22 protein-coding genes are annotated in these 22,798 nt (G+C 49.6%); 11 read left to right on the top strand and 11 right to left on the bottom strand.

Features of this window, described 5'->3' with window-relative positions:
* Positions 1-232: 232 nt before the first annotated feature.
* The 4 genes from ppk1 to BFW38_RS12345 all read left to right on the top strand — a co-directional run bounded on the left by ppk1 (position 233) and on the right by BFW38_RS12345 (position 5,129).
* The gene (gene ppk1, locus BFW38_RS12365; RefSeq protein WP_084004629.1) at positions 233-2,437 is read left to right on the top strand and encodes a polyphosphate kinase 1; all 2,205 of its coding nucleotides are present in this window, start codon (positions 233-235) and stop codon (positions 2,435-2,437) included.
* Positions 2,438-2,566: 129 nt separating this feature from the next.
* Complete coding sequence (locus tag BFW38_RS12360; protein ID WP_068999134.1) at positions 2,567-2,881, top strand: hypothetical protein; 315 nt, start codon at positions 2,567-2,569, stop codon at positions 2,879-2,881.
* Between the two features lie 543 nt (positions 2,882-3,424).
* Positions 3,425-4,546 (top strand): 3-deoxy-7-phosphoheptulonate synthase, encoded by a 1,122-nt coding sequence (locus BFW38_RS12350; protein WP_139116620.1) that lies wholly within the window; start codon positions 3,425-3,427, stop codon positions 4,544-4,546.
* Positions 4,547-4,661: 115 nt separating this feature from the next.
* A complete protein-coding gene (locus tag BFW38_RS12345) occupies positions 4,662-5,129 on the top strand; it encodes a LexA family protein (protein ID WP_068999129.1) in 468 nt (155 codons plus the stop codon).
* Here BFW38_RS12345 and BFW38_RS12340 read toward each other — a convergent pair.
* The 6 genes from BFW38_RS12340 to motA all read right to left on the bottom strand — a co-directional run bounded on the left by BFW38_RS12340 (position 5,126) and on the right by motA (position 11,576).
* Positions 5,126-5,692, bottom strand: coding sequence for a hypothetical protein (locus BFW38_RS12340; protein WP_068999127.1), 567 nt, complete (start codon positions 5,690-5,692; stop codon positions 5,126-5,128). The genes BFW38_RS12345 and BFW38_RS12340 overlap by 4 nt on opposite strands.
* A complete protein-coding gene (locus BFW38_RS12335; protein ID WP_068999125.1) occupies positions 5,689-6,513 on the bottom strand; it encodes an OmpA/MotB family protein in 825 nt (274 codons plus the stop codon). The genes BFW38_RS12340 and BFW38_RS12335 overlap by 4 nt, the downstream gene beginning before the upstream one ends.
* Positions 6,510-7,778: a hypothetical protein gene (locus tag BFW38_RS12330; RefSeq protein ID WP_068999123.1), complete on the bottom strand. Its 1,269-nt coding sequence runs from the start codon at positions 7,776-7,778 to the stop codon at positions 6,510-6,512. Before BFW38_RS12330 ends, BFW38_RS12335 begins: the two co-directional genes overlap by 4 nt.
* Position 7,779: 1 nt before the next feature.
* A complete protein-coding gene (gene pgi / locus BFW38_RS12325) occupies positions 7,780-9,450 on the bottom strand; it encodes a glucose-6-phosphate isomerase (RefSeq protein ID WP_068999121.1) in 1,671 nt (556 codons plus the stop codon).
* Positions 9,451-9,550: 100 nt separating this feature from the next.
* Entirely contained in the window at positions 9,551-10,615 is a 1,065-nt protein-coding gene (gene motB, locus BFW38_RS12320; RefSeq protein ID WP_068999120.1) for a flagellar motor protein MotB, read from the bottom strand.
* 109 nt (positions 10,616-10,724) lie between these two features.
* Entirely contained in the window at positions 10,725-11,576 is an 852-nt protein-coding gene (gene motA, locus BFW38_RS12315) for a flagellar motor stator protein MotA (protein WP_068999118.1), read from the bottom strand.
* A 229-nt stretch (positions 11,577-11,805) separates the two neighbouring features.
* On the opposite strand from motA, the gene BFW38_RS12310 reads away from it, so the two are divergent.
* The 3 genes from BFW38_RS12310 to BFW38_RS12300 all read left to right on the top strand — a co-directional run bounded on the left by BFW38_RS12310 (position 11,806) and on the right by BFW38_RS12300 (position 14,512).
* The gene (locus tag BFW38_RS12310; RefSeq protein WP_069000446.1) at positions 11,806-12,633 is read left to right on the top strand and encodes a sulfurtransferase; all 828 of its coding nucleotides are present in this window, start codon (positions 11,806-11,808) and stop codon (positions 12,631-12,633) included.
* A gap of 303 nt (positions 12,634-12,936) precedes the next feature.
* On the top strand, positions 12,937-13,806 hold the full coding sequence (gene asd / locus BFW38_RS12305; RefSeq protein ID WP_068999116.1) for an archaetidylserine decarboxylase: 870 nt from the start codon (positions 12,937-12,939) through the stop codon (positions 13,804-13,806).
* Positions 13,807-13,837: 31 nt separating this feature from the next.
* Positions 13,838-14,512, top strand: coding sequence for a SanA/YdcF family protein (locus BFW38_RS12300; RefSeq protein ID WP_068999114.1), 675 nt, complete (start codon positions 13,838-13,840; stop codon positions 14,510-14,512).
* Between the two features lie 38 nt (positions 14,513-14,550).
* Here BFW38_RS12300 and BFW38_RS12295 read toward each other — a convergent pair whose 3' ends face one another.
* A complete protein-coding gene (locus BFW38_RS12295; protein ID WP_068999112.1) occupies positions 14,551-14,982 on the bottom strand; it encodes a hypothetical protein in 432 nt (143 codons plus the stop codon).
* A 38-nt stretch (positions 14,983-15,020) separates the two neighbouring features.
* The gene (locus BFW38_RS12290) at positions 15,021-16,670 is read right to left on the bottom strand and encodes an HDOD domain-containing protein (protein ID WP_068999111.1); all 1,650 of its coding nucleotides are present in this window, start codon (positions 16,668-16,670) and stop codon (positions 15,021-15,023) included.
* A 328-nt stretch (positions 16,671-16,998) separates the two neighbouring features.
* Between BFW38_RS12290 and BFW38_RS12285 the strand changes: the two genes are divergently transcribed.
* From BFW38_RS12285 to BFW38_RS12270, 4 genes are all read left to right on the top strand, one after another.
* Complete coding sequence (locus BFW38_RS12285) at positions 16,999-18,600, top strand: cytochrome ubiquinol oxidase subunit I (RefSeq protein ID WP_068999109.1); 1,602 nt, start codon at positions 16,999-17,001, stop codon at positions 18,598-18,600.
* 11 nt (positions 18,601-18,611) lie between these two features.
* On the top strand, positions 18,612-19,754 hold the full coding sequence (gene cydB / locus BFW38_RS12280) for a cytochrome d ubiquinol oxidase subunit II (protein ID WP_068999107.1): 1,143 nt from the start codon (positions 18,612-18,614) through the stop codon (positions 19,752-19,754).
* A gap of 46 nt (positions 19,755-19,800) precedes the next feature.
* Positions 19,801-19,920: a cytochrome bd-I oxidase subunit CydX gene (cydX, locus tag BFW38_RS12275; protein ID WP_068999105.1), complete on the top strand. Its 120-nt coding sequence runs from the start codon at positions 19,801-19,803 to the stop codon at positions 19,918-19,920.
* A gap of 225 nt (positions 19,921-20,145) precedes the next feature.
* Positions 20,146-21,015 (top strand): mechanosensitive ion channel family protein, encoded by an 870-nt coding sequence (locus BFW38_RS12270; RefSeq protein WP_068999101.1) that lies wholly within the window; start codon positions 20,146-20,148, stop codon positions 21,013-21,015.
* Between the two features lie 73 nt (positions 21,016-21,088).
* On the opposite strand, the gene BFW38_RS12265 is transcribed toward BFW38_RS12270, so the two are convergent.
* From BFW38_RS12265 to BFW38_RS12255, 3 genes are all read right to left on the bottom strand, one after another.
* Positions 21,089-21,646, bottom strand: coding sequence for a TetR/AcrR family transcriptional regulator (locus BFW38_RS12265; RefSeq protein ID WP_068999099.1), 558 nt, complete (start codon positions 21,644-21,646; stop codon positions 21,089-21,091).
* 19 nt (positions 21,647-21,665) lie between these two features.
* Positions 21,666-22,073, bottom strand: coding sequence for a secondary thiamine-phosphate synthase enzyme YjbQ (locus tag BFW38_RS12260; RefSeq protein ID WP_068999097.1), 408 nt, complete (start codon positions 22,071-22,073; stop codon positions 21,666-21,668).
* 108 nt (positions 22,074-22,181) lie between these two features.
* Positions 22,182-22,538 carry a YqcC family protein gene (locus tag BFW38_RS12255; protein ID WP_068999095.1) on the bottom strand — a complete coding sequence of 119 codons (357 nt, stop codon included), beginning with the start codon at positions 22,536-22,538 and terminating at the stop codon, positions 22,182-22,184.
* Positions 22,539-22,798 lie beyond the last annotated feature (260 nt).

Here is a 22,798-nt window from a genome sequence, read left to right as displayed (position 1 = left end):
AATTGAGTCACACTATGATGATGCAGTGCGTCATTACTGAATGGCGTTCTGTCATCTTTTTGTCATCTCGTTGTTTCAGTCTTGCAGCCCTATTGTTAATACCATGTACTCGAATATCGATTGATCGCATCTTGATCAACCTACTAGCACAACACCATGCTATACCGGTAATCATTTCATTGTGATGGTGCTGTAGTGTCTGTCTATGAACATGGCTTAAGGAGCTTGTACCATGAGTAGTGATCCCCGCCCTCCCCATTCTTTGCCCGAGGTTCAGTATGATGAGGCGGGTACCGTCACACGCCCTATTCTGCGTATTAATCAGAGCAAAACGGGAGTGCGCCGACGTAAGCCCTCTTCTGATATTGATCTCGATGCTCCTGAGCTTTACTTCAACCGAGAACTCTCTCATCTCCAGTTTAATATTCGCGTGCTTGAGCAAGCGTTGGATGAAAGTCATCCATTATTTAACCGGTTGGTTTTTTTATTAATTTTTTCCAGCAATCTCGATGAATTCTTTGAAATTCGGGTGGCTGGGCTGAAGCGGCAATTGGCGTTTGGACGTGAAACTTCTGATGCCGATGGCATGCGCCCTGCTGAGGTTTTAAAAGAGATTTCTCGTATTTGCCATGAGCAGGTTGATCGGCAATACCATATTTTGAATGATATTTTGATTCCTGCATTAGAAGAACATAACGTCCGTTTTGTGCGACGTAACCAATGGAGTCATGCGCAGAAGGCGTGGGTCGCGAAGTATTTTCAGGACGAAATCATGCCCGTCATTAGTCCGATTGGTTTGGATCCCTCACATCCTTTCCCACGCTTGGTGAATAAAAGCCTTAACTTCATTGTGTCTTTAGAAGGAAAAGATGCTTTTGGCCGTGAAGGTGGGTTAGCGATTTTGCCTGCGCCGAGATCCTTACCACGCTTGATTCGCATGCCTGGGGACTTGACACAAGGTGGTGATGAGTTTGTATTTCTTTCTTCCATGATTCATGCCCATGCTGAACTGCTCTTTCCCGGCATGAAAGTGAAGGGCTGTTATCAGTTTCGGCTGACACGTAATGCGGATCTTCTGGTCGATCCGGAAGAGGTGTCTGATCTCGCTAGTGCTTTGAGAGGGGAGCTATTGTCACGCCGTTATGGTGATGCCGTCAGATTGGAAGTGGCGGATAATTGCCCGGACGAGTTGTCTCATTTTTTACTCCATCAGTTTGGTCTGAGTGAAGATGAGCTGTATCGCGTGAATGGACCGGTCAATTTGAATCGTTTAATGACGGTGATGGGTCAAACAGAGCGTCCGGATTTAGAGTTTCCACCTTTTACCCCGGGATTGCCTAAACCTTTGAAGCGAGAAGAAGGCTCGATTTTTAATGCAATTCGGCAGCAGGATATTCTCCTGCATCACCCGTTTGAGAGCTTTGCACCCGTTGAGGATATGCTCAGAGAGGCAGCACGAGATCCCAATGTTGTGGCAATCAAACAAACGTTATATCGCACTGGCGCCGATTCTGAAATTGTGAATGCACTGGTGGAAGCCGCTCGCAATAATAAAGAAGTGACCGTGGTGATTGAGTTGAGAGCGCGCTTTGATGAGGCGGATAACTTAGCTTTGGCCAGTCGCCTACAAGAAGCCGGTGCTATCGTTATTTATGGTGTGGTGGCGTATAAAACCCATGCCAAGATGATGCATATTTTGCGTCGTGAGCATGGCAAGTTAAAGCATTATGCGCATGTCGGGACCGGTAATTATCATGCGAAAACAGCCAAACTGTATACTGATTATGGGCTTCTAACCGCTCATCCTGAGCTATGTGAAGATGTACATAAAGTGTTTCAGCAGTTGTGCGGTATGGGGCAAGTGCTTCAGATGAACCATCTTCTGCATGCGCCTTTTACACTGCATAAACAGCTAGTCGCTATGATTGAGCGTGAAGCCGAGCATGCCGCTGCAGGCCATAAAGCACGTATCATTATTAAATGTAATTCCATGACCGAACCCAAGCTGATTCGTGCTCTGTATAAAGCCAGTCAGGCGGGTGTTGAAATTGATATGATCATTCGTGGTATGTGTTGTTTAAAACCTGGTTTGCCGGGTATTTCTGAAACGATACGAGTGCATTCTATTATCGGACGTTTTTTGGAGCACACCCGTGTATTTTACTTCCATCATAACGGCCGGGATGAGGTGTACTGTGCCAGTGCCGATTTCATGGAAAGAAATATGTTCCGCCGGGTGGAGACCTGTTTCCCATTGCTTGAGCCTCGTCTTGCTAATCGTGTGCGCAAAGACCTTGAGACTTACCTCGTGGACAACTGCCAACGTTGGTGCTTACAAAGCGATGGTAGTTATCGCTTGCAGACACCCGCCGAAGGGGAGGCTGAAATCAGTGTTCAGGAGACATTGCTAGATGCCTACGCGATTAAAGTGGGTTGATCAATGGGTTGAATAACTAATTGTTTGAATAACTAATTATTTGAATAACCAGCTGTTTGATGATTTGGCTGAACAGGCTCATCGTGCTAGGGTTTTAGGCATGATGGTAAGCCTTTAGGAGCGGTGGGAATGGAAGAGGCACAGACTGCAGCCCCGCAGAAAGCGGGGATTTGCTGGATACAAGAAGCACAGTGGCCGCGTTTGTTGGATATTGCGGAAGATCATGATCTATTGGAGTCGACTTGGGAGGAGTGGCGCGCCAAGACTGAAGAAATGATAGAAGTCTTTGCCACTCGACAAATCTTTATTGATCGCGTTGAGGTTGATGTCGAAGAATTGTTGGCTTGGTGTAACGAGAAGGGTAAACCCGTCAATGCGTCATCTCGTGCTGAATATGTGACAGCTAAAATGATGGCACAAAAGGCCTTGCCAAGCGCTGATTAAGTCGGCATGATCAAGCTATGAAAAAATTAACTGATCAATGCTCATGTGTTCTAAATCATGGTTTTCAGCCCCACAAAGGCGCTGACACTTTCGTGCGTGAAAATTTTTCAGTCAGCCATACAGGCGTTCGCTCAGACTCGGCACTGTTGAATTTGATTCAGCAAGTCCCTATGAACTATTGGTATTTTACCGACTGAGTGCGCCTACTCGGTTGGGCGCCTGATGGCCGCCCACCCTGTATCAAGAACCCCGGTGAGTGGCCCTGTCCACACCGGGGTTTTTTTATGCGTTTTATTTGCTAGAACGGGTATTCGTTCGACAGGCCTAACGCCATCAATTTAGAGGATCTGAACATGTCATATTTCAATATCGCACTGGTTTATCTGACACAGGCTTATGGGTGGCGATTTAGTGACGCTTGCTGCGCCTTGAGTACGGCTGGTGTTCAGCAAGTGAATATCGCCGGCCATTTACGAACATGTTTAACATTACGATGTTGATATACCTGAGTCAGAAGACTCAAGTATTAAGGAGATTCAAAGCATGACTGCTTTATCGACTGTGAATGCTTCTCAAACGGCGACTCACCCAGCGCAGACTGATGTGGTTAATGAAACGACAGACTGTGCCTCTTTGCCTTCCTGTGCAGAATTGCAAGCGCAGTATCCGCTAAGTCCACTTTTGAAACATCAAATTCAGCAACAGCGCCAAACGATTCATCGTATTCTTAACGGAGACGACCCACGGTTACTTGTTGTCATTGGCCCTTGCTCTATTCATGACATGGCCTCCTCTTTGGCCTATGCACGTCGATTAACGGCGCTTACATCACAAGTTTCAGATGTGATGTATCCAGTGATGCGTGTTTATATCGAAAAACCGAGAACTGCGCTGGGCTGGAAGGGGTTTGTCACCAACCCTCGTCTGAGTGGGCAAGATAATTTAGCGCTAGGTTTGACGCTTTCACGTCGGTTAATGAGCGAGGTCGCTCAGTTAGGGTTGCCCATAGCGACCGAGGCACTGAATCCTCTGGTGGCCGATTACTTCAAGGATTTGGTGAGCTGGTACGCGATTGGGGCACGTACGACGGAGTCTCAAACACACCGTGAAATGGCCAGTGATTTACCGGGTACGATTGGATTTAAAAATGGTACCGATGGTGGTTTTGAGGTGGCGATGAATGCCATGCGTGCCGCTGCGCAGCCTCATACGATACTCGGCCAGAGTGCGGATGGACGTTTACAGCAAAAAGTGACTAGGGGGAATGCGAATACGCACCTTGTGCTCAGAGGAGGGCATAAGGGTCCTAATTATGATGCGAATTCTATTCAAGCTGCGACTGATAGGCTGAGTCATGCCGGGTTGCCTGTACAGCTTATGGTCGATTGTAGTCATGCTAACTGCGGTAAAGTCGCTGAGCGACAGTCGGAAGTGTTGCAAGCGGTATTACAACAGCGTATCAACGGGGCGCCTGTTCTAGGCGTAATGCTAGAAAGCTTTATTGAGGCGGGCCGGCAACCGCTGCAAGATCCCTCTTTGTTAACGTTTGGCCAGTCAGTGACTGACCCTTGCTTGTCCTGGTCTGAGACGGAACAGGCTCTCATCAGTGCAGCGAAGAAATTGAGAGCTTCCATCAATTGTGAATCATCGTGTTGTTATGGATGAGCTCTATGATGAGTGCTGAATGCTGTTCAAAAATACAGTAAATTGCTTTTCATCTGCCCCGGAGTGACTTATATTCACCTTTCATATTGGGGATAAGTCATTGCCGGAGGCGGTTATGAGCAAAGTGCAATTTTTAGCGCGTCAGACGTCGCATTTGCAGCATACTCGGTGTTTACCGTGGCAGTTACTGGATGATCCCGCGGATATGGACGTGCCGCTTTTGGGATGGGTGTCCGCTGGTCAGCCTATTGAAATATTTGAGAATTCGTCGACCGTGACGGTGCCCCGTCAGTTGGTACGACGAGATACTTATGCACTTAGAGTTCGTGGGAATTCAATGATTGAGTGCGATATTCATGACGGTGATGTCATTATTATTGATCGCCGGGAAACCGCCGAAAATGGTGAAACAGCCGTGATTATGATTAATCAGCGTGAAGTCACCTTAAAAAAGCTGTATATCGAGCGTGGAGGTGTCCGTTTGCAACCCGCGAACGAGCATTTGTCACCTATTTATCTGGCCAATGAAGATGTTGAAGTGCTTGGGGTGGTGATGGGGATTAAGCGTCAGGCATTGCATTAAGCATCCCCTGATGCTTGATGGTTAGACTGAGTCAGGGGTGACTCGGTTAACGTATGTTCCGCAATGCCGCGCACAGGATAAAGGGTGAACACTTTAAAAAAGTCTTCACGAGAGAAATCTTTGAGTAGTGCTTTGCTGTAGGCGATTTTACGATTGCGGGTGAGATCAAACCCTTTATAGCCCAGCAGTTGTAGGCAGTCTGAGCAGACTTGAGCGGTCACGTCCTCAGTGAATCCTGGAATTTGGCCTTGTCGGCGTGTTGTGATCACGACCTCTTGTCGTTTTTGCGTTAATAAGGATGGACACTGGGCCAAGTGGTAATGCCCAGGCGTGTGGGCACTATAAATGAGAATTCGGCTGTTTTTAATGGCCCAGGTACCATCTGCAAGGGCCCTCAATTGTGACAGTGAACGCTTGAGACCGGTGGTTTCTAACGCCGATCGTTCACGACCATTGAGATGGCGTTTGGGGTCGAATAATTCAAAATGGCCTTGGCGGCGAGCCCCCATTTGCTGTCTCAATGCGACAAAGGGCTCAAATTCAGTGAAATCAGGTAATTTCATTGGATTGGCGCTTTTTGATCGGTCTGCGACGGTGTGACCGCTGTTGATGTTGCGGCTTTGATCTTGGACGACTCATTGAGATCGCCATGTGGAATCACACTTTTAACCCCCATCTCTTGCAGAATTTCGCGTATTCGGGCATCGGCATCGGTTCGAACACGGAACTCTACCCGCCTAGAACGTGCTTCATCTTCTGTCCCCGCTGCGGTGAGCAATGGCTTTGAGGAAGAAAGACCATTGGCGGTGACATTATGCTTCAGCCAGGATTTTTCAATTTGAAGGTCTTGCAGCTGCAGTAAGTAGGCCAGTGTGCTGCGTGTCCTATGTTGGGATAACTGCATATTGTTGATGTAAGCATCATCCTGGGTTTTGGCATTGGTCCAGTCGCTTGATGTATGACCTTCGATACGGACTTCTGCGATTTCATCCCGGTACTTGGGCGAGGTAATAATGCGAATATAGCGTGGAAAAAAATCCGCCAGTATCTCGGCAAATTCAGGGCGGAGTTCTGCTGAACCTAATTCAAATAAGCCGCCGCTATCATTAAAGCGAATGCTCAGGTCTCGGCGTAACTCAGCGCCCCAACGAGGGAGGTCATCTTTAAACTCTTGGAGTAGGTCTTGGTAAAGGGCTTCGCGAAGATCAACATAGACTTCGGCTACCTGTCGTACCCGTTCATTTTGATGCTGGACGATGACCATAAAGACAACTGCCAGCAACAAGAAGACCATCATTAGCCCGGCCATCAAGTCACTGACGGAAATCCAGTGAGCGCCTTCTTCGCCTGCAAGTGGATCTTCATCCTGCAGATTGGGGTTCATTTCGTGCCTCTTACGGTCTCTCGGTCGATCTGTTCGGCAAGTTTGACGATGTCTCGAAGTTTGTCCGCTAGCGGCGTGTAATCAGTGGCAAACTTCTCAGAAAGGGCGGCCATTTGACTGCCAAAAGTTTGTAGAGCGTGTGTCAGTTCGTGTTCCAATGCTGCATCCATCCGGACCAGCTGTTGCTCATTACGATCCAATGCTTGGACGGTCAGGCGTTGTTGGCGTTCCAATTGTTGATCAAGTCGCTCTCCTAGCACTTCATTGAGGTGCTCGACACTGTCTGTGATACGGCGTCCGCTGTTATCCAATAGTTTTTGCATCTGACTGTGTTGATGCTCTAAGGCTTCTGAGAGCCCTTCGGTCAGCGCGAGAATGCGACCTTCTAGTTTCGGCAAGCCGCCGCCTGCTTGGTTCACCAAACGGGCTAATGAATCCAGATAACTGCCCAGTGATTCAGACTGTTGCTGCAAGCCCTGCATCACGTCACCCAGAGTTTCAGCCACGGTATTAAATGATTGTGTGTGTTGCACCATGGTCTTGTAAGCTTCTGTGGCTTTATCTAGCACTTGCCCATTGGCCCTTTGTTCGTTGAGAAGTTTTTCCAGCTCATCACGGTAATTGTTCTGCCATTGCAGCATCTGGCCGACAGCATCATTTAAAGCTTGGAAGTTATCGCCGTATTGGGTGCCAATCTGTTGGTTAAAATCTTGCAGCAATTGCCCCAGTGCTTGAACCAAAGCGTCACTATTGGCTTTTGCCATTTGTTCTTGATAAGTCCCAATATCGGTTTTGATACGGGTCAGTAATTGTTCGAAGCGTTGATCAGAAGCTTTTAAATGATCATCCAGCCGGGTCAGCCCAGAACTTTTGAGTTGAAGGCGAATATCCCCAAGCAGCGTGGCCAAGTCGTCCATTGTTGCACCAGTGACTTGAGTGCTGCCATCGACTCCGCGCACATGATTCAGGACATGGCGAAGCTTGATCGTCATTGCGCCAAGGAGCCCTGCAATGGATGACCAAAAGGCTGTTTTGAGTCCTTCAATAAGTTGAGGAACGCTGGCTTCAACGTTGCTGCTATCAAAGTTCATCAGGCCTAATGCAATCCCCAGAAATGTACCGAAAATCCCCACGCTCGTGAGGATTGAGGGAGCAGCATTCACCGTTCTCAGTGAATAAACGGGACCATGAAAATAGGCCGTCATGAGCGCAATCAAGCTCATGAAACCTAGCGTCATGGGAGAAAAGGCACTCAGCAATTCCATTCTAAGACTCCAAGTCCGACCTGTTTGAGGCCTCTTGCTGATGAAGGCAATGGCTCATCAGCCCTTGAGTTGAACTATCGAACTCAGCCATGGTGTGGCGTTGTTCAACGAGGGCTTCTTCTGTCGCAATTGCTATTTTTTTGCCCATTTCAACGCCCCACTGATCGAACGGGTTGATGTCCCACAGCGTGGCTTGGACAAACACTTTGTGCTCATACAACGCGAGTAACTGACCCAGGCTATAAGGGGTGAGTTGTTCGAGCAATAGTGTGGTCGAGGGCTGATTGCCGCGATATAAGCGGTAGCGAGGGGCTGAATCAAGTACAGTGGGATCCAACGCCGAATCTCCCAACATCAAAAGGCGTGATTGGGCAAAACAGTTAGCCAATGTCATACGGTGTTGGCGTGTCAGTTGTTGGCGTTGATCGGGCGATTTAACATCTTCATAGCGTCGGGCGGGGGCGATAAAGTCGCAGTTGACGGCTTGAGTGCCCTGATGGAGCAGTTGATAAAAAGCGTGCTGTGCATTAGGCCCAAGTTCACCCCAAAGCACTGGACAAGTGTCATAGTCGACACCTTCATCATCTTGAGTCGTGCACTTACCGTTGGATTCCATTTCCAGTTGTTCAAGGTAAGCGGGTAAGTACTTCATGCGGCCATCATAAGGCAGTACGGCATGGGCATTGATATTTAATCCGTTGATATTCCAAACCCCGGTCAGGGCCAGCATTACGGGCAGATTTTCTTCCAGTGGCGTCTGCCGGAAATGCTGGTCTAAGGCATGTGCTCCGGCGAGCAGTTCGCGAAATCCGGCCATGCCTATCTTGAGCGCGATGGGCAGGCCAATGGCGGACCAGAGTGAATAGCGTCCACCGACCCATTCCCAAAAGCATAACTGGTGAGCTTCGGGGATTCCCCAGGCGGTCATTTTATCTGGGCTGGCTGAGACGCCAATAAAATGGCGTTTCATAATGAGCCCTTCGTCTCCCAAATGTTGGCTCAGCCAACGCCGAGCCGTTTCTGCATTGGCTAGGGTGTCTGCGGTTGTGAACGACTTCGATGAAAAAATGAATAGCGTAGTGCTTGGATTCAGCCAGGCTAGCCGATCAACCAGTTGTGAGCCATCCATGGTGGAGACAAAGTGTACGCGAGGCGGTTGGACGGCAAAGTCTCTCAGTGCATGGCAGGCCATCAAGGGGCCAAGATCTGAGCCACCAACACCTAAATTCACCACATCTGTAATGGGGTGGCCGGTGACGCCACGCCACTGGCCTGAGCGCACCGTGTTGACCAAGGATTCCATATGATCCAGCGTCTGATGGATCGCCGGTATGATGTCTTCGCCGTCCACTTCAAGGGATGTGTCCGATGGCTGGCGTAGGGCGGTGTGCAAGGCCGGCCTTTGTTCGCTGCGATTGACCGGTTGTCCCGTAAATAGCGCTTCAATGGCTTCGGGGAGCTTGGCTTCTCGGGCCAGCTGAAGTAAGGCCTTGCGGGTTTCTGCACGCATTCTTTGCTTGGAGAGATCCAGCAGTAATTGATCAAATTGAAGGTGCCATTGGTCAAACCGGTTGGGTTCCTGCTGATGGAGGTCCCGCAGGTGAACATCATGCATATGATGAGCTTCTTGCTCGAACTGAGGCCAGTGCGCTAGTGCTGAAAGTCGTGTCATGATGGTAACCACTAAGCCCAGGCAGAGTTGACGTCTGCCTGGCGCGATAAGTCATTGTTGAATAGGTTGTGACGGCATTGCCTTATGCCATGCCGTTGTCTTAGCGTACCGAGGAGGGCGGTTGATAAGGACTGTCTTGATTTAGCAACTGCTCCAGTTGATCGAGCACCTCGCCGGGCTGACTTTCAGCGCCTTTGCGTGGAGGCTTGGTATCAAGGGAATCGCCTTCAGTACTTTCTGGGCTTGGATCAATATCGGCAGCTTTCCGCGCGGCTTCTAATCTGGCTTTAGCGGCATCACTTAAGTGCTCTCCAGATTGATTATCCAGCTGCTTTTCTGCCTGGCGGTTGAGTACTACCAATTCAATACGTCGATTAATCGGGTCTGTGGGGTGATCAGTATCGAAAGGTATTGAGTCGGCCAGTCCCACCACTTGGGCGACCTGATCATCAGGATATCCGCCTTCAATTAACATCCGTCGGGCTGCGTTGGCGCGATTGGCCGACAGCTCCCAGTTACCAAAGTTATCATTGTCGCTGTAGTGATAACTATCGGTATGGCCTTGAATGCTAATTTTATTGTTGACTTTGGCAAGTTCGGGCGCGAGTTGAAGTAGGATCTCCGCAAAATAATAACGTAAGCGAGATGAGCCTTCATCAAACATCGGTCGGCGTTGATTATCGACAATCTGAATATGTAGACCATCTGGCGCAATATCGATAATTAACTGATTTTTAAACTGCGAGAGGAGGTCATCACTTTCAATGGCGGAAAGCAAAGAGTTTTGAAGCTCTTCGAGTGATTCTTTATTGGGTGAGCTGGCCAGCTCTTCTGGGTTCTCCATTGACAGCTCTTGCGAAGACTCTATTTGCTCGCTGCTATCTGATGGGTTGGTATTACGCAGTAATGAAGGGCTCCCGCCTAAATCGATAGGATTAAGCCGGCCGACTTTATCCATATAACCGGTGGGGTCAGAAAAGAACTGCTGCAGTTCAATTTTTTGTGTTTCTGTGGTGTTGGCTAATAGCCAGAGCAGCAAAAAGAAGGCCATCATCGCGATAGCAAAGTCAGCCAGGGCAATTTTCCAAGAGCCGCCATGGTGGCCCCCAACAACTTTCTTGACCCTTTTGATGATGATGGGTTGCTTATCATCCATTGCCGCCATGGGCGTGAACTCCTCGTACTTAAAGGCTTAACGCGCGTGTACTGGCTGCAAGGCGCAGCCAGTACACAGAGCTGAGATCGGAGGCGTTGACTTCGCCATCCGTTGGCGATCAGCGATTACGAACGCTTTCTTCAAGTTCATTAAAGGTTGGGCGACTGCCATGATTGAGCATCTTGCGCCCAAACTCGACGGCCAGTTGGGGAGGTAACCCATTCATATTGGCCAGAAGACAGGCCTTTATGGCTTCAAAGGCTTTGATTTTATCGTGCGCCATGGTTTCCATTGCGCGTGCCGTAGGCCCAACAAAACCATAAGAGAGCAGGATCCCCAGGAATGTTCCAACCAACGCTGCGGCGATGTGGTGGCCGAGGACTTCTGGTGGTGCGGCAATATCTTTCATCGTGATGGTAATCCCGAGCACCGCGGCCACGATACCAAACCCTGGTAAGGCGTCTGCCACACTGCCTACGGCATGGCTAGGCTCCGCCATTTCTTTTTGTAGGTTTTCAATTTCGGAATCCATCAACCCTTCCAGCTCATGAGGCTGCATATTGCCTGAACTGATAAGCCGCATATAGTCTGTGATGAACTCGATAAGCTCATGCTGTTTAAGGATTGCTGGGTAGCCTTGGAAGATAGGGCTCTGCTCCGGTTCGTCAACATCGGCTTCGATAGCAATGATGCCCTCTTTACGCGCTTTATTGAATAGTTCGAACATCAAGCGCAGTAGATCAATATAAAAGGCCTTGTTCTGTCCGCCGCTCGTTAGCAACTGAGGCACAGAAGCAAACACATCTTTCAAGACATGGGCAGGGTTGGCGGTGATGAACCCGCCAAGGGCAGCTCCACCAATGATTATCAGCTCGTAGGGTTGCCAGAGCATAATCAAATCGCCGTGCGACAATACGTAACCGCCGGCTACGCTGCCTATTACCACTAAAGCACCAATAATCAGTAGCATGGTTGTTTGGGTCCCTAAGCGTACGTCGTATCATTATTGAGTTAGTGTACCCGCAGACGAGAAGGGGCGAAACCGTTATACAGGGTCTTCGATGAAGTTCATTGATCTTATGTTGTGTGCGCTTTGTGACGGATGATGACCTCATGTTAGGACATCTTATTAAATAATGTTGTCCATGCTAAAACGCTGTTTTTTGTTGCATGCTGTTTTTTTGTTGCAGGGGATTAAAATGAATCTTGATCAAAACCGGTTGCCTCGGCTCATTCAACCCGAAGCCTTGGCATCGTTATTGGAACATCCTGATATCGTTGTGCTGTGTGTGCCGACGGCCATTGAGCATTTTCGTCAGGGACACCTGCCTGGGGCGATTTATGTCGACCATACGGCACTCTTAGCGGGAGGGGAGCGGGGGAATAAACTGCCCTCTGTCGCGCAACTTTCCGACTTGTTGTCGACCTTAGGTGTGACTCCTGACCAGCATATCGTCGTTTATGATGATGAAGGCGGGGGTTGGGCGGGTCGACTGATTTGGACGCTCGCGGTTATTGGTCATGAGCGTTGGTCCTATCTTGATGGCGGTGTCGTCGCCTGGCAGGCGGCGGGTTATCCTGTTTCGACAGAAGAGCCTTCTATTGAACCGACAGATTATGTGGTCACCATTCGACACCCCGAACTGATGGTGTCGGCTGATCATCTCCGTGAACTGCTGGGGGCTGAAGATTTGGCGATTTGGGATGCTCGGGCCCCAGAGGAATTCTCAGGTGAAAAAGTGCTGGCTGCACGAGGTGGCCACATCCCTGGCGCGGTGAATTATGAGTGGACAAAAACGATGATGCCGTCTGCAGATAAAGGCCTGCGTGATCTTGACATCATTCGGCAAGAGTTAGCCGCGTTAGGAATCGCTCCGGGAAAAACGATCGTTACTCATTGTCAGACCCATCATCGCTCTGGCTTAACCTGGCTGGTCGGGACTTTATTAGGGCTCAAAATGCAAGCTTATGATGGCTCCTGGAAAGAGTGGGGAAACCGGGCGGACTTGCCTGTGTCACGTGAATAGGGCTGGCCACAAACCATGCCGCTTCAGGCGATGTAAGCATTTGATTCTTATTGGCCTCTAGGCACTTATGCCTTCGGTCGGCATAATGCGTGTGCTTTGGCAATGTGATGATTGCACTGTGGGTCTTTCATAACATAGATCCGTGCTTGTGAGCATGCTATTGCGTGCATTCGATTCGAATCTGCTGAGTGGCGGCGTATCCGTAACAATATCTCCAAGTGTGCGTTTTTATTTGTACACTCTGGCACATTCGTTCTTCTCAGAACACTTGGATCAGTATACTGCGGCGCAGTGGGCTGAAAGATGAAAGAGGCATGCTTCGTGGATAAAGCGCGTTTGTTTTCTTTGGGGCAGTATCCGCTTCCCCATCACTGTATTTCTCGTTGGGTCGGTCGCTTGGCCGATACCCGAACGCCTTGGCTAAAGAATGCGTTCATTCGTTGGTTCGTGAAGCGTTATCAAGTCGATATGAGTGAAGCCCTTGAGCCTAATCCCATCGCTTATGATTGCTTTAATGATTTTTTTACGCGAGCTTTACGGCCTGATGTGCGTGAGATTGATCCGGCCGCTGATGTGGTGAGCCCTGCTGATGGCGCGATTAGCCAGTGTGGCGCGATTGAAGCGGGCCGTATTTTTCAAGCGAAAGGTCATGATTATAGTTTGAACACTTTGCTCGGTGGCGATCTTGAACGCGCTAAGCCTTTTATGGGCGGGCAATTTGCGACGGTTTATCTTTCTCCACGAGACTATCATCGTGTTCATATGCCTGTGACTGGGACGCTACGTGAGGTGGTCTACATTCCGGGCCGTTTATTTTCTGTGAATCAAGCGACAGCGGCCCATGTGCCCGATTTGTTCGCGCGGAATGAACGATTGGTGGCGATTTTTGATACCCAGTTTGGGCCTATGGCTATGGTGCTGGTGGGTGCGATGATCGTGGCGGGCATTGAAACGGTATGGCAGGGGCAGGTCACTCCGCAGATGCGTCAGACGACCGCCCTACATGTTCCCCAAGGGCCTGTTGAATTAGAAAAGGGGGCTGAAATGGGGCGCTTTAAATTAGGCTCGACAGTTATTTTGTTGATGGCGAACTCTGCAACGAAGTGGCATGACTCATTAGGGCCGCAAGCCTCAGTCCGTATGGGGCAGGGGTTTGCTCAGGTTGCTGATTGAATATGACGGTTTTCTCTGTCTGTAGGCCGCTATGAGACGGGTGTCCCTGATTCGGCGATGGGGGTTGCCCCTTTGCGGCCTGCTCGCCTTATTGCTTGTCGTGATGATCGCATTGAATGAATGGATGTTATGGAAGACGCGTCCTTTCATTCAGTCGCCTTCGCGGTGCACTTCGATTCCCTTGGCGATTGTATTTGGAACCAGTCGTTATTTGCGCAATGGTCGAGATAATCCCCACTATCATGGCCGTTTGGACTTAGCGGCTCAGTTATATAACGAAGGGCGAATCCAGCATCTTTTGTTGTCAGGAGATAATCGCTCGCTCTATTACAATGAGCCGGTCAATATGCAGAAGGATCTGATGGCATTAGGCGTGCCCCCAGAGGTCATGACGCTCGATTATGCCGGGCTCAGCACTTTTGACACCCTGGTGAGGGCGCGAGAGGTGTTTGGTGTTCAGCGCGCGTTATTGGTTTCTCAATCTTGGCACCTGCCGCGAGCCTTATTTATCGCTGACGTTCTGGGGCTTCATGTGGAAGGTTGTTCTGCATACGGGCCGACGTTGCATTGGACTCATTTTCAATGGTGGCGTGAAGTGTTGGCCCGGTTGGCCACATTAGGCGATTTATTTATCTGGCAGCGTGCTCCCCGTTTTCTGGGCCCTCATGTGGACCTACCGGATGAAGTGATATCGCCAGCAGATTAACGCCTTGATGGCGCCATTTAGTCTGAATAGACGAGACGCTATGGACGCCACCAAGGTGCGATAGCTGTCAGGTGGTCAGCGAGCTTGCGCAATGAAAGCTGTAGATGTTCTGGTAAGCCTTCATCCTGTTGTTGGAGCTTTGTCAGCGCATCATGCACGGCTTTCTCTTGATCTCGCATAACTTCCAGCGCGACCCCTTCTGGTGATTGCCAAAGGCTTCTGAATTGCCCGAGTAGATGAGTTAATCCTTCCATATCTAGATCCGCTGCCCGCGGCCTGAGCCCTAATGATTGGCGGGCTTGCTGCTGAAGCTCTTCCAGTAGCTGTTGGCGCTCTTCCATTAAACGGTCAAGTTGCGCTTTACGATCACTTGCGGGCAGCTGTGCTGCATGATCTTGGTATAGGTCGATACTTTCTTCGATGAGCTCAAGTAAATCATTACAAGCAGCTTGGGTTTCACTTAGCAGCATGGACAGCAGCTCTCCGCGTCAACGTGATATGGGGCGAATTAAGATCCTGGAGGTTGAGATGTGCGTATGGCTTGTCGCCCTTTGGCTTGTAGCGCAAAGCCGTGGCTAATCGCCTGTGCCACTTTTTTAAATCCCAGATAATGCTGATCATGCAATTGTATTTCCGCATGTCCAGTGTCGGCCCATAACAGACCTACAACATGGTGGTTCAAGTGGATACTGGCTAATAATAACCCGCTTTGCAGGCAGAGGGTATTCAGGGGAGGTGGAAGTTGTCGTTTGATGGCATTCACTCGGTCTGCATTGACCTTGAGGGCCCCGCCATCATTCATCATGCGCGCTAAAACACCATCACTATGCTCGGTCAATGTCAGTTGGCGTAAGTGGTCTGGCTCAACAAACCCATGGGCATAGTAGCAGCGAAGCGCTTCACTTTTGGGTGGGCGCATGAGCAATAGGCAACGTTCTATCCCTAGCCCTTTAGTCATGGTGATGGCTGCGCTATGCATGAGTGCCCTTAGATCAGTGTATTGTCCTTGCTGAACGGCTTTTAGCCATTGTTTGAGATGGTGAATGTCGGGTGCGGGTGTCGTGACATTTAGAGCATCGTCATGGCTAGTCGTTTGTAAAGCCGGGGCTGCTGTAGCGGCTCTTTGAGATTCGGTATGGGATCGGCTTTCCGTCGGATCGGTATTTAAAGTTCGTGGAGCCCGTGGTGGGTGAAGCAGTAACTCTCCCACCGTGACAATCTCGGTATGACGCTGTAAGCGACTGGTCCGTGCCGCACAGTGGTGAACGCTTGCAACCACCTGGCTCAGTGGCTGATTTAAATAAGCAGAAACAGTGTGAAGTAAACGCCATGTCGCACGGTCGTACCAGCCATCATAAGCGCGCCAAGCCAGTAAATGGGCCAATAACATGCCGGTATTGGGGCGTCTCAACCATAGTGCAATGTGACGGGGCAGTTCGGGAGCCATGATATCGGTCCAAGCGAAGTGGCCCGCTGCGGCAATATGACGAGGTGTTCGGCTATCAATCATCGGCGGCCATTGCGATTCAGGCAGCCCTTTCAAACGCAACATGGCGATCGTGATTTCTGCCAGATTGCATCCCAATAGAGAGTGTTCGACCCGGCTGCGTCTTTCTCCCAAAGCAACACGTCGTTCCAGTTGTGCCATGAGCTTGGGTTCTAATAATGGCATAAGGTAACGACCCAGGCTCAACAGCATCGTGCTCCAAGCCATGTGTTCTGTGCCGCCAGGGTATTGTGGCGACTCCCATAGGCGTAGTAGTTGAGCTGCAAATTCGCCGACAGACAAGGCCTGCAAATAATGAGTATGGCCAGGCTGGTTGCGATCATAGGCCGGTTTTGAATGTGCGCGAATACATGCTTGTGTTTTATCTAAGCCGAGTAAATTCAAAGCGTGCTGTAGGCCTTGTACCTGACCACCTATTCGTGGCAGTTGTGCTGCTTTTAGGAGTACAGGCCATGCCAGCATCGGGTCAGCGGCTAAAGCATGCTCTAAATCAAGCAAGGATATTGAAGGAGATAGCATTCGCTGTAATTGCTGGCGCTGGCTCAATATCGGTGCTTCGAGTTCCGCTAAGCGTTTTCCCCAGGTTTCTGCCTGAGGTGAGGGCGCCGGGAACTGGCCAATCTCGCTCATGGATTCAGGGTGCGACATCATGTCACCTTAAGCCTTATCTTGGGGTCGATTAAAATGACGGCACGTCATGAAAAGGCAAACTCAATGCTGCAAAGTCTACGCAGTTTATGCCGGTGGGAATAGATGCCCAAGGCGTTAGTTGAGTTTTTGTGCGATGAAATATTTCGAACAAGTAACTGAGCTTCCATTAAAAAGCATCTTTACGACCTGACTGACCCCAACAAAAGCCTTCCGCTTTTGTTGTATCGGGCTCCGGGCGGAGCCCCGGACATACATGATGATGGTATGTCCGGTCGGTAATACGCAGTGCCGACATATTCGTCCAATCTTAAGACGAGAGAGACTGGCAATGATTAGTGATCTTGTGGTCGACCTGTCGCGGTGGCAATTTGCGCTCACCGCACTCTACCACTTCCTCTTTGTGCCGCTGACTCTGGGGATGACCTTCCTGCTGGCCATTATGGAATCAGTCTATGTGATGACTGGTAAGCAGGTTTACAAGGACATGACACAGTTTTGGGGAAAACTGTTTGGTATTAACTTCGCCCTTGGGGTAACCACTGGTTTAACCATGGAGTTCCAGTTCGGTACCAACTGGGCTTACTACTCCCATTATGTGGGGGATATCTTTGGCGCACCTCTAGCCATCGAAGGACTGGTGGCCTTCTTCTTGGAGTCAACCTTCATTGGTCTTTTCTTCTTTGGATGGGATCGACTGTCTCGACGTCAGCATTTGGCGGTGACCTGGCTGGTGGCGTTGGGGTCAAATCTATCAGCCTTATGGATTCTGGTTGCTAATGGCTGGATGCAGCATCCCGTCGGCGCTGAGTTTAACTTCGAAACCATGCGCATGGAGATGCAGAGCTTTGCTGATCTGGTCTTGAATCCTGTCGCTCAAGTGAAGTTTGTGCATACCGTCTCAGCGGGTTATGTGACCGGCTCTATGTTTGTCCTTGGTATTTCCAGCTGGTACTTGCTGAAGGGCCGCGACTTACCTTTCGCACGTCGCTCTTTTGCGATTGCCGCTGCGTTTGGGTTGGCTTCGGTGATTTCTGTCATCGTATTAGGTGATGAATCAGGCTATGAAGTCGGCGAAGTTCAGAAAGTGAAACTGGCCGCTATTGAAGCGGAGTGGGAAACCAGCACACCGCCGGCCAGCTTTACCCTCTTTGGTTTACCTGATCAGGAAGCCCAAAAAACAGACTATGCCATTAAGATTCCTTATCTGATGGGGCTGATTGCCACACGCTCTGTGGATACGCCTGTCACTGGGTTACGTGACTTGATTCAACAGAATGAGTCCCGGATTCGTAATGGTGTCGTGGCTTACAATCTGATGACTCGATTACGCAGCGGAGATACCAGCTTAGAGGTACGCCGTCAGTTTGATGAGGTGAAAGATGACCTCGGGTTTGGTCTATTGCTGAAACGCTACGTTGAAAATCCTGCTAATGCAACAGAGGCTCAAATTCAGCAAGCTGCGATGGATTCCATCCCGCCGGTAGCGCCTTTGTTCTGGAGTTTCCGTGTGATGGTAGCGTGTGGTTTCGCGATGCTGTTCATCTTCATCTTTTCGGTCTATCTCTCCACTAAAGGCATCGCTGAACGTTACCCCTGGTTCTTGAAGCTGGTGCTTTTTTCGATCCCGCTCCCTTGGATTGGTGTGGAAACTGGCTGGTTTGTCGCTGAATTCGGGCGTCAACCTTGGGCGATTGGCGAAATTTTGCCGACTTTCCTGGCCACTTCAACGCTTGAAGCCCATGACCTGATGATGAGTATTGCTGGATTTGTCGGGCTTTATACGCTGCTGGCGATTGTGGAAATGTACTTAATGTTCCGTTTCGCACGCTTGGGTCCCTCCAGTCTGCATACTGGTCGTTATCATCACGAACAGCAGGTGTCACCAAGTGGCAATGGTCCCCTACCAGGGCCGGCCGACCGGTTGCGTTGAGGAGAATGGACATGATTCTTGATTATGAAACATTGAAGCTCATCTGGTGGGTGTTGATCGGTGTGTTACTGATTGGTTTCGCGGTCACTGATGGCATGGATATGGGCAGTATGATCCTGATGCCTTTTTTAGGGCGAACCGATAATGAACGGCGCACCATGATCAATACGATTGCGCCGCATTGGGATGGCAACCAAGTATGGTTTATTACTGCTGGCGGGGCCATTTTCGCTGCTTGGCCTATGGTCTATGCGACTGCCTTCTCAGGCTTTTATATGGCCATGTTGTTGACCCTGTTTGCGCTGTTTTTTCGACCTGTCGGGTTTGACTACCGGAGTAAGCTGGAGAACAGCCGTTGGCGTAATGCCTGGGATTGGGCGCTTTTCGGTGGCAGCTTAGTGCCTGCCCTGGTCTTTGGCGTGGCTTTTGGCAATTTGCTGCAAGGGGTGCCTTTTCAGTTTGATGACCTCATGCGACCAACCTATGTGGGTAACTTCTGGCAGCTGCTGAACCCTTATGGTTTGTTGGCGGGGATCTTATCGATTGCGATGTTGGCCATGCATGGGGGCACCTGGATGATGGCACGAGCTGATCAGGCGGTGGCTGAACGTGCCCGTGTTGCGGTGATTCTGCTGGCATTAGTGGTTTTAGTCCTATTTGCGTTAGGTGGGCTTTGGCTGTGGATGGGCGAGTTCGGGTTCCGCATTGAGTCGGTCATTGATGGAAATGCTTACCCTAATCCGTTGAATAAAGATGTTGTGGCGGATGGTATTGCTTGGATCGGCAACTTTGATCGCCATCCTTCGTTCTGGATTGCACCGATGTTGGGGCTGTTTAGTGCCCTGGTGGTGGCTTTATTGGCATTGGCTCGTCGTCCGGCATTGGCGTTGATTATGTCCTCTTTGACCATTGCGGGTGTCATCACCACTGCTGGGTTTGCCATGTTCCCCTTCATTATGCCGTCCAGCTTAGTGCCTTCCGATAGTCTGACATTATGGGATGCCACTTCTAGTCTGTTGACTCTGAAAATTATGTTCTGGGTCGCCATTGTGATGGTGCCGATTATCCTCGCCTACACCACTTGGGCTTACGTCAAAATGTGGCGCCGTATCTCTGTGCGTGATATCGAAGAGAATGCGCACGCACTTTATTAATGGTCGAGGTTGTCGGGAATATCACTGATTAATTGAGGAGAAGGTTATGTGGTACTTCACTTGGATTATTGGGGTGCTCTTTGCCTGTAGTCTTGGCATTATTAATGCCATGTGGCTTGAAGCGCGTAACAACTTCGGTGACGTTGATGCTGAAAATGATGCTTGAGTGAGGGATGCGTCGTTCTGTTGTGAGTTAATCGTACTCAGTGTCAGCGTCTTTAAAGCAAAGACTTAACCGGACTTGAAGCACTCTCAAGTTTTGAAAAACAAAAGCCGTGCGGGTTGCCCGCACGGCTTTTTGTCATTGATTGGAGTGCGGTTCGCAAGTGCGTTGAATGTGAGCTGTGCTATGCTCGCCGGATGATCATGACTTATGGCTAAGGAGATCTTCATGTGGGAAAAGTTAATGCAAGAAAGTGGTCCCTTTGCACAGCGCGTTTGGGATGTGTTTGATGCACTTTGGCCAGCTTTATTGCTCCTTATCGTCGGTTGGGTGTTAGTGAAGTGGCTGCGTAGCATGATGATCAAAGTCATGACTCGGCGTATGGATCATGCCGCGGCTGGATTCATGGGGCAAATTGCCTATGCCGTGATGCTGGTGATTTTGATTATTGCCGTATTAAGTCAGCTTGGGATTGATACCACCTCGTTGATTGCCGCCTTGGGTGCCGTAGGTCTGGCTGTTGGCTTGGCGCTGAAGAATTCGCTAGAAAATCTGGCCGCAGGTTTTTTGTTAGTCGCTTTAAGGCCTTTTCGTAGCGGTGATTATATTGAAGGCGGCAGTACGGCCGGTACTGTCGATCGCATCACCTTACTCCATACTTTTCTGATTACTCCGGATAACAAAAAAATTGTTGTGCCCAACGGCAACCTGGTGGGCGGAAATATTATTAACTATTCGGCACAATCGACTCGCCGACTCGATTTGCTGATTGGTGTGAGCTATGACGATGATATTCGTCAGGTGCGTACTATTTTAAAATCATTGTTGGAAGCCGATGAGCGCGTTCACCACGACCCAGAACCCCTAATCGCCGTGTTTGAATTTGCTGATAGTTCCGTTAACTTCACTGTGCGCGCTTGGGTCGACACGGCGAACTACTGGCCGTTGAAGTGGGATATGATGGAGCGCATCAAACTGGCGTTTGATGAACAAGGCGTGACGATTCCTTATCCGCAGCGAGATGTTCATCACTATTCTAATGAGCGCTCAGATCAAGTGCCGGCGTTTTCTCCCGCTGATCAGTCTTCGAGCCATTAAAGCGCTTTATAGCCGCGTAATAATTGATCGATAATCGCTTGAAAATCACCCCGCTGACCGCTCATTCGGGCGGTCAGCATACTGCCCTGTACCGTTGCAAAAGTTGCTTGGCGTGAACTGTTTCGCTGCCCGTTAACATTAGCTGGCGGGTGGACTTACCCTGCCGAAAAACTTGTGTCAGCCACTGCTCATTCCGCTTGAGAAACTCATGCATAAGACTAAGAGTTGAGTCGTTAAGTGAGTTCTGTTCTAAAGTCAGCATGATGACGGGACATAGCTGGTTATGCTGGCTGAGTATTTGAACGAAATAATGGCAGTAAGCGTGTAGCTGCGCCTCTGCAGTGATGCCCTCTTGCTGGTTTAAAAAGTGGTTAAAGGTGTCGATATAGCGAGTTAAAACAGCATTGATTAACGCCTCTTTACTGGGGAAGTGGTAGTAAACGCTTGCCTTTCTAATGCCTATATCATTGGCTAATTGCTGATAGCTGAACCCTTGAGTCCCGCCTTGCTGGATCAATTTTTGAGCCCGCGCTAATAGACGTTCTCGAGTCGTATTGCCGTCGGGAGTTGATGTCTCCTGAGAGGGTTGATGGTCATCAGCTAGTGGCTGTGGCGGAGTGATGTCAGGCATGATTGTCCCTATTCGATTGCTATGTCGATAAATGAACGACAATTCGTCTGGAGGCGGGTTGGTGTCGATGCTCCCAAAGATAGAGGCCCTGCCATGTGCCTAGCAATAAGCGATTATGCTGAAAAGGAATGCTGAGTGTTGTGGCCGTTAATGCCGCTTTGATATGAGCGGGCATATCGTCAGGCCCCTCATGGGTATGGGTGTAAGCTGAATCTTGCTCGGGGACTAACCGATTTAACCACTGTTCCAAGTCATCACGGGCACTTGGATCTGCATTTTCCTGAATCAATAAGCTGGCGCTGGTATGTTGAACCAGTAAGGAGCAGAGTCCTTCAGATCGGTGTGACTGTTTGATCAAGGGCGCCAGTACACGGGTGAATTCATAAAGGCCCTGACCGTGAGTCGATATTGTGAGCGTTTTAATCATCGCGATACCGTTTACGAATGCTTCAAGGTTTGTGTGTCGTGTTCGCTCTTACGGTGTCAGTATGGGGAGGTAAGCCTTTAAGTGCTTGCGGGATGAAAACGCTAAGGCTCAATGCTCCAGGGTTTTGAGCAGTTTGGCACTCGGCATTCGATTTTCAGAAATAAAGGCATCGATGGCCATGAGCACTTCAATGACCGCATCGCTTTGGGGGCGTGCCCACATTTGTTCGGCGTGGGGCGTAATGACACAGCGTTCGGGTAAGGGGTGTTGTCCGTCGATCAGTGCGCGCATTCGGGGGATAAAGATAAACTTGAGCCATTGCTCAAGGTGCATCGTATCGACTGCAAAGGGCTCTGTGCTTTGCATCGCGTCGTGTGACGGGGTGCTACAGTGCCATAGATTGGCTTGACGCATGCGTTGTTCGAGTAAATGGATTAAGCGGAGCATGATAGAAGATGTCGACATCGTCGTTTAACCTGCGAATAACTAAAGGGTGAATAACCAGTATGGGGGCGATAAAATCCGCTGCAAGTCTACTGCCGCATCGTTTTGATGTGTCTTGATGCATGAGTGTGTTCGGCTTTAGGTGCTGCTGTGTTGCATTATGTTGCCGTTTTTGTGCGGCATCGGTTTGCCGCTTTAGGTGTTTTAGCATATGAAAGTTGAGCGTTTGTTTTTTAACTTATTGTTTTTTATGGTTTTTATTTTAATGGCACGAGTTGTGC

This window comes from Terasakiispira papahanaumokuakeensis (assembly GCF_001709345.1).
GTDB classification, from domain to species: Bacteria; Pseudomonadota; Gammaproteobacteria; order Pseudomonadales; family Halomonadaceae; genus Terasakiispira; species Terasakiispira papahanaumokuakeensis.
Note: the sequence above shows the minus strand (reverse complement) of the source record. Positions and strands in the feature narration are given on the sequence as shown.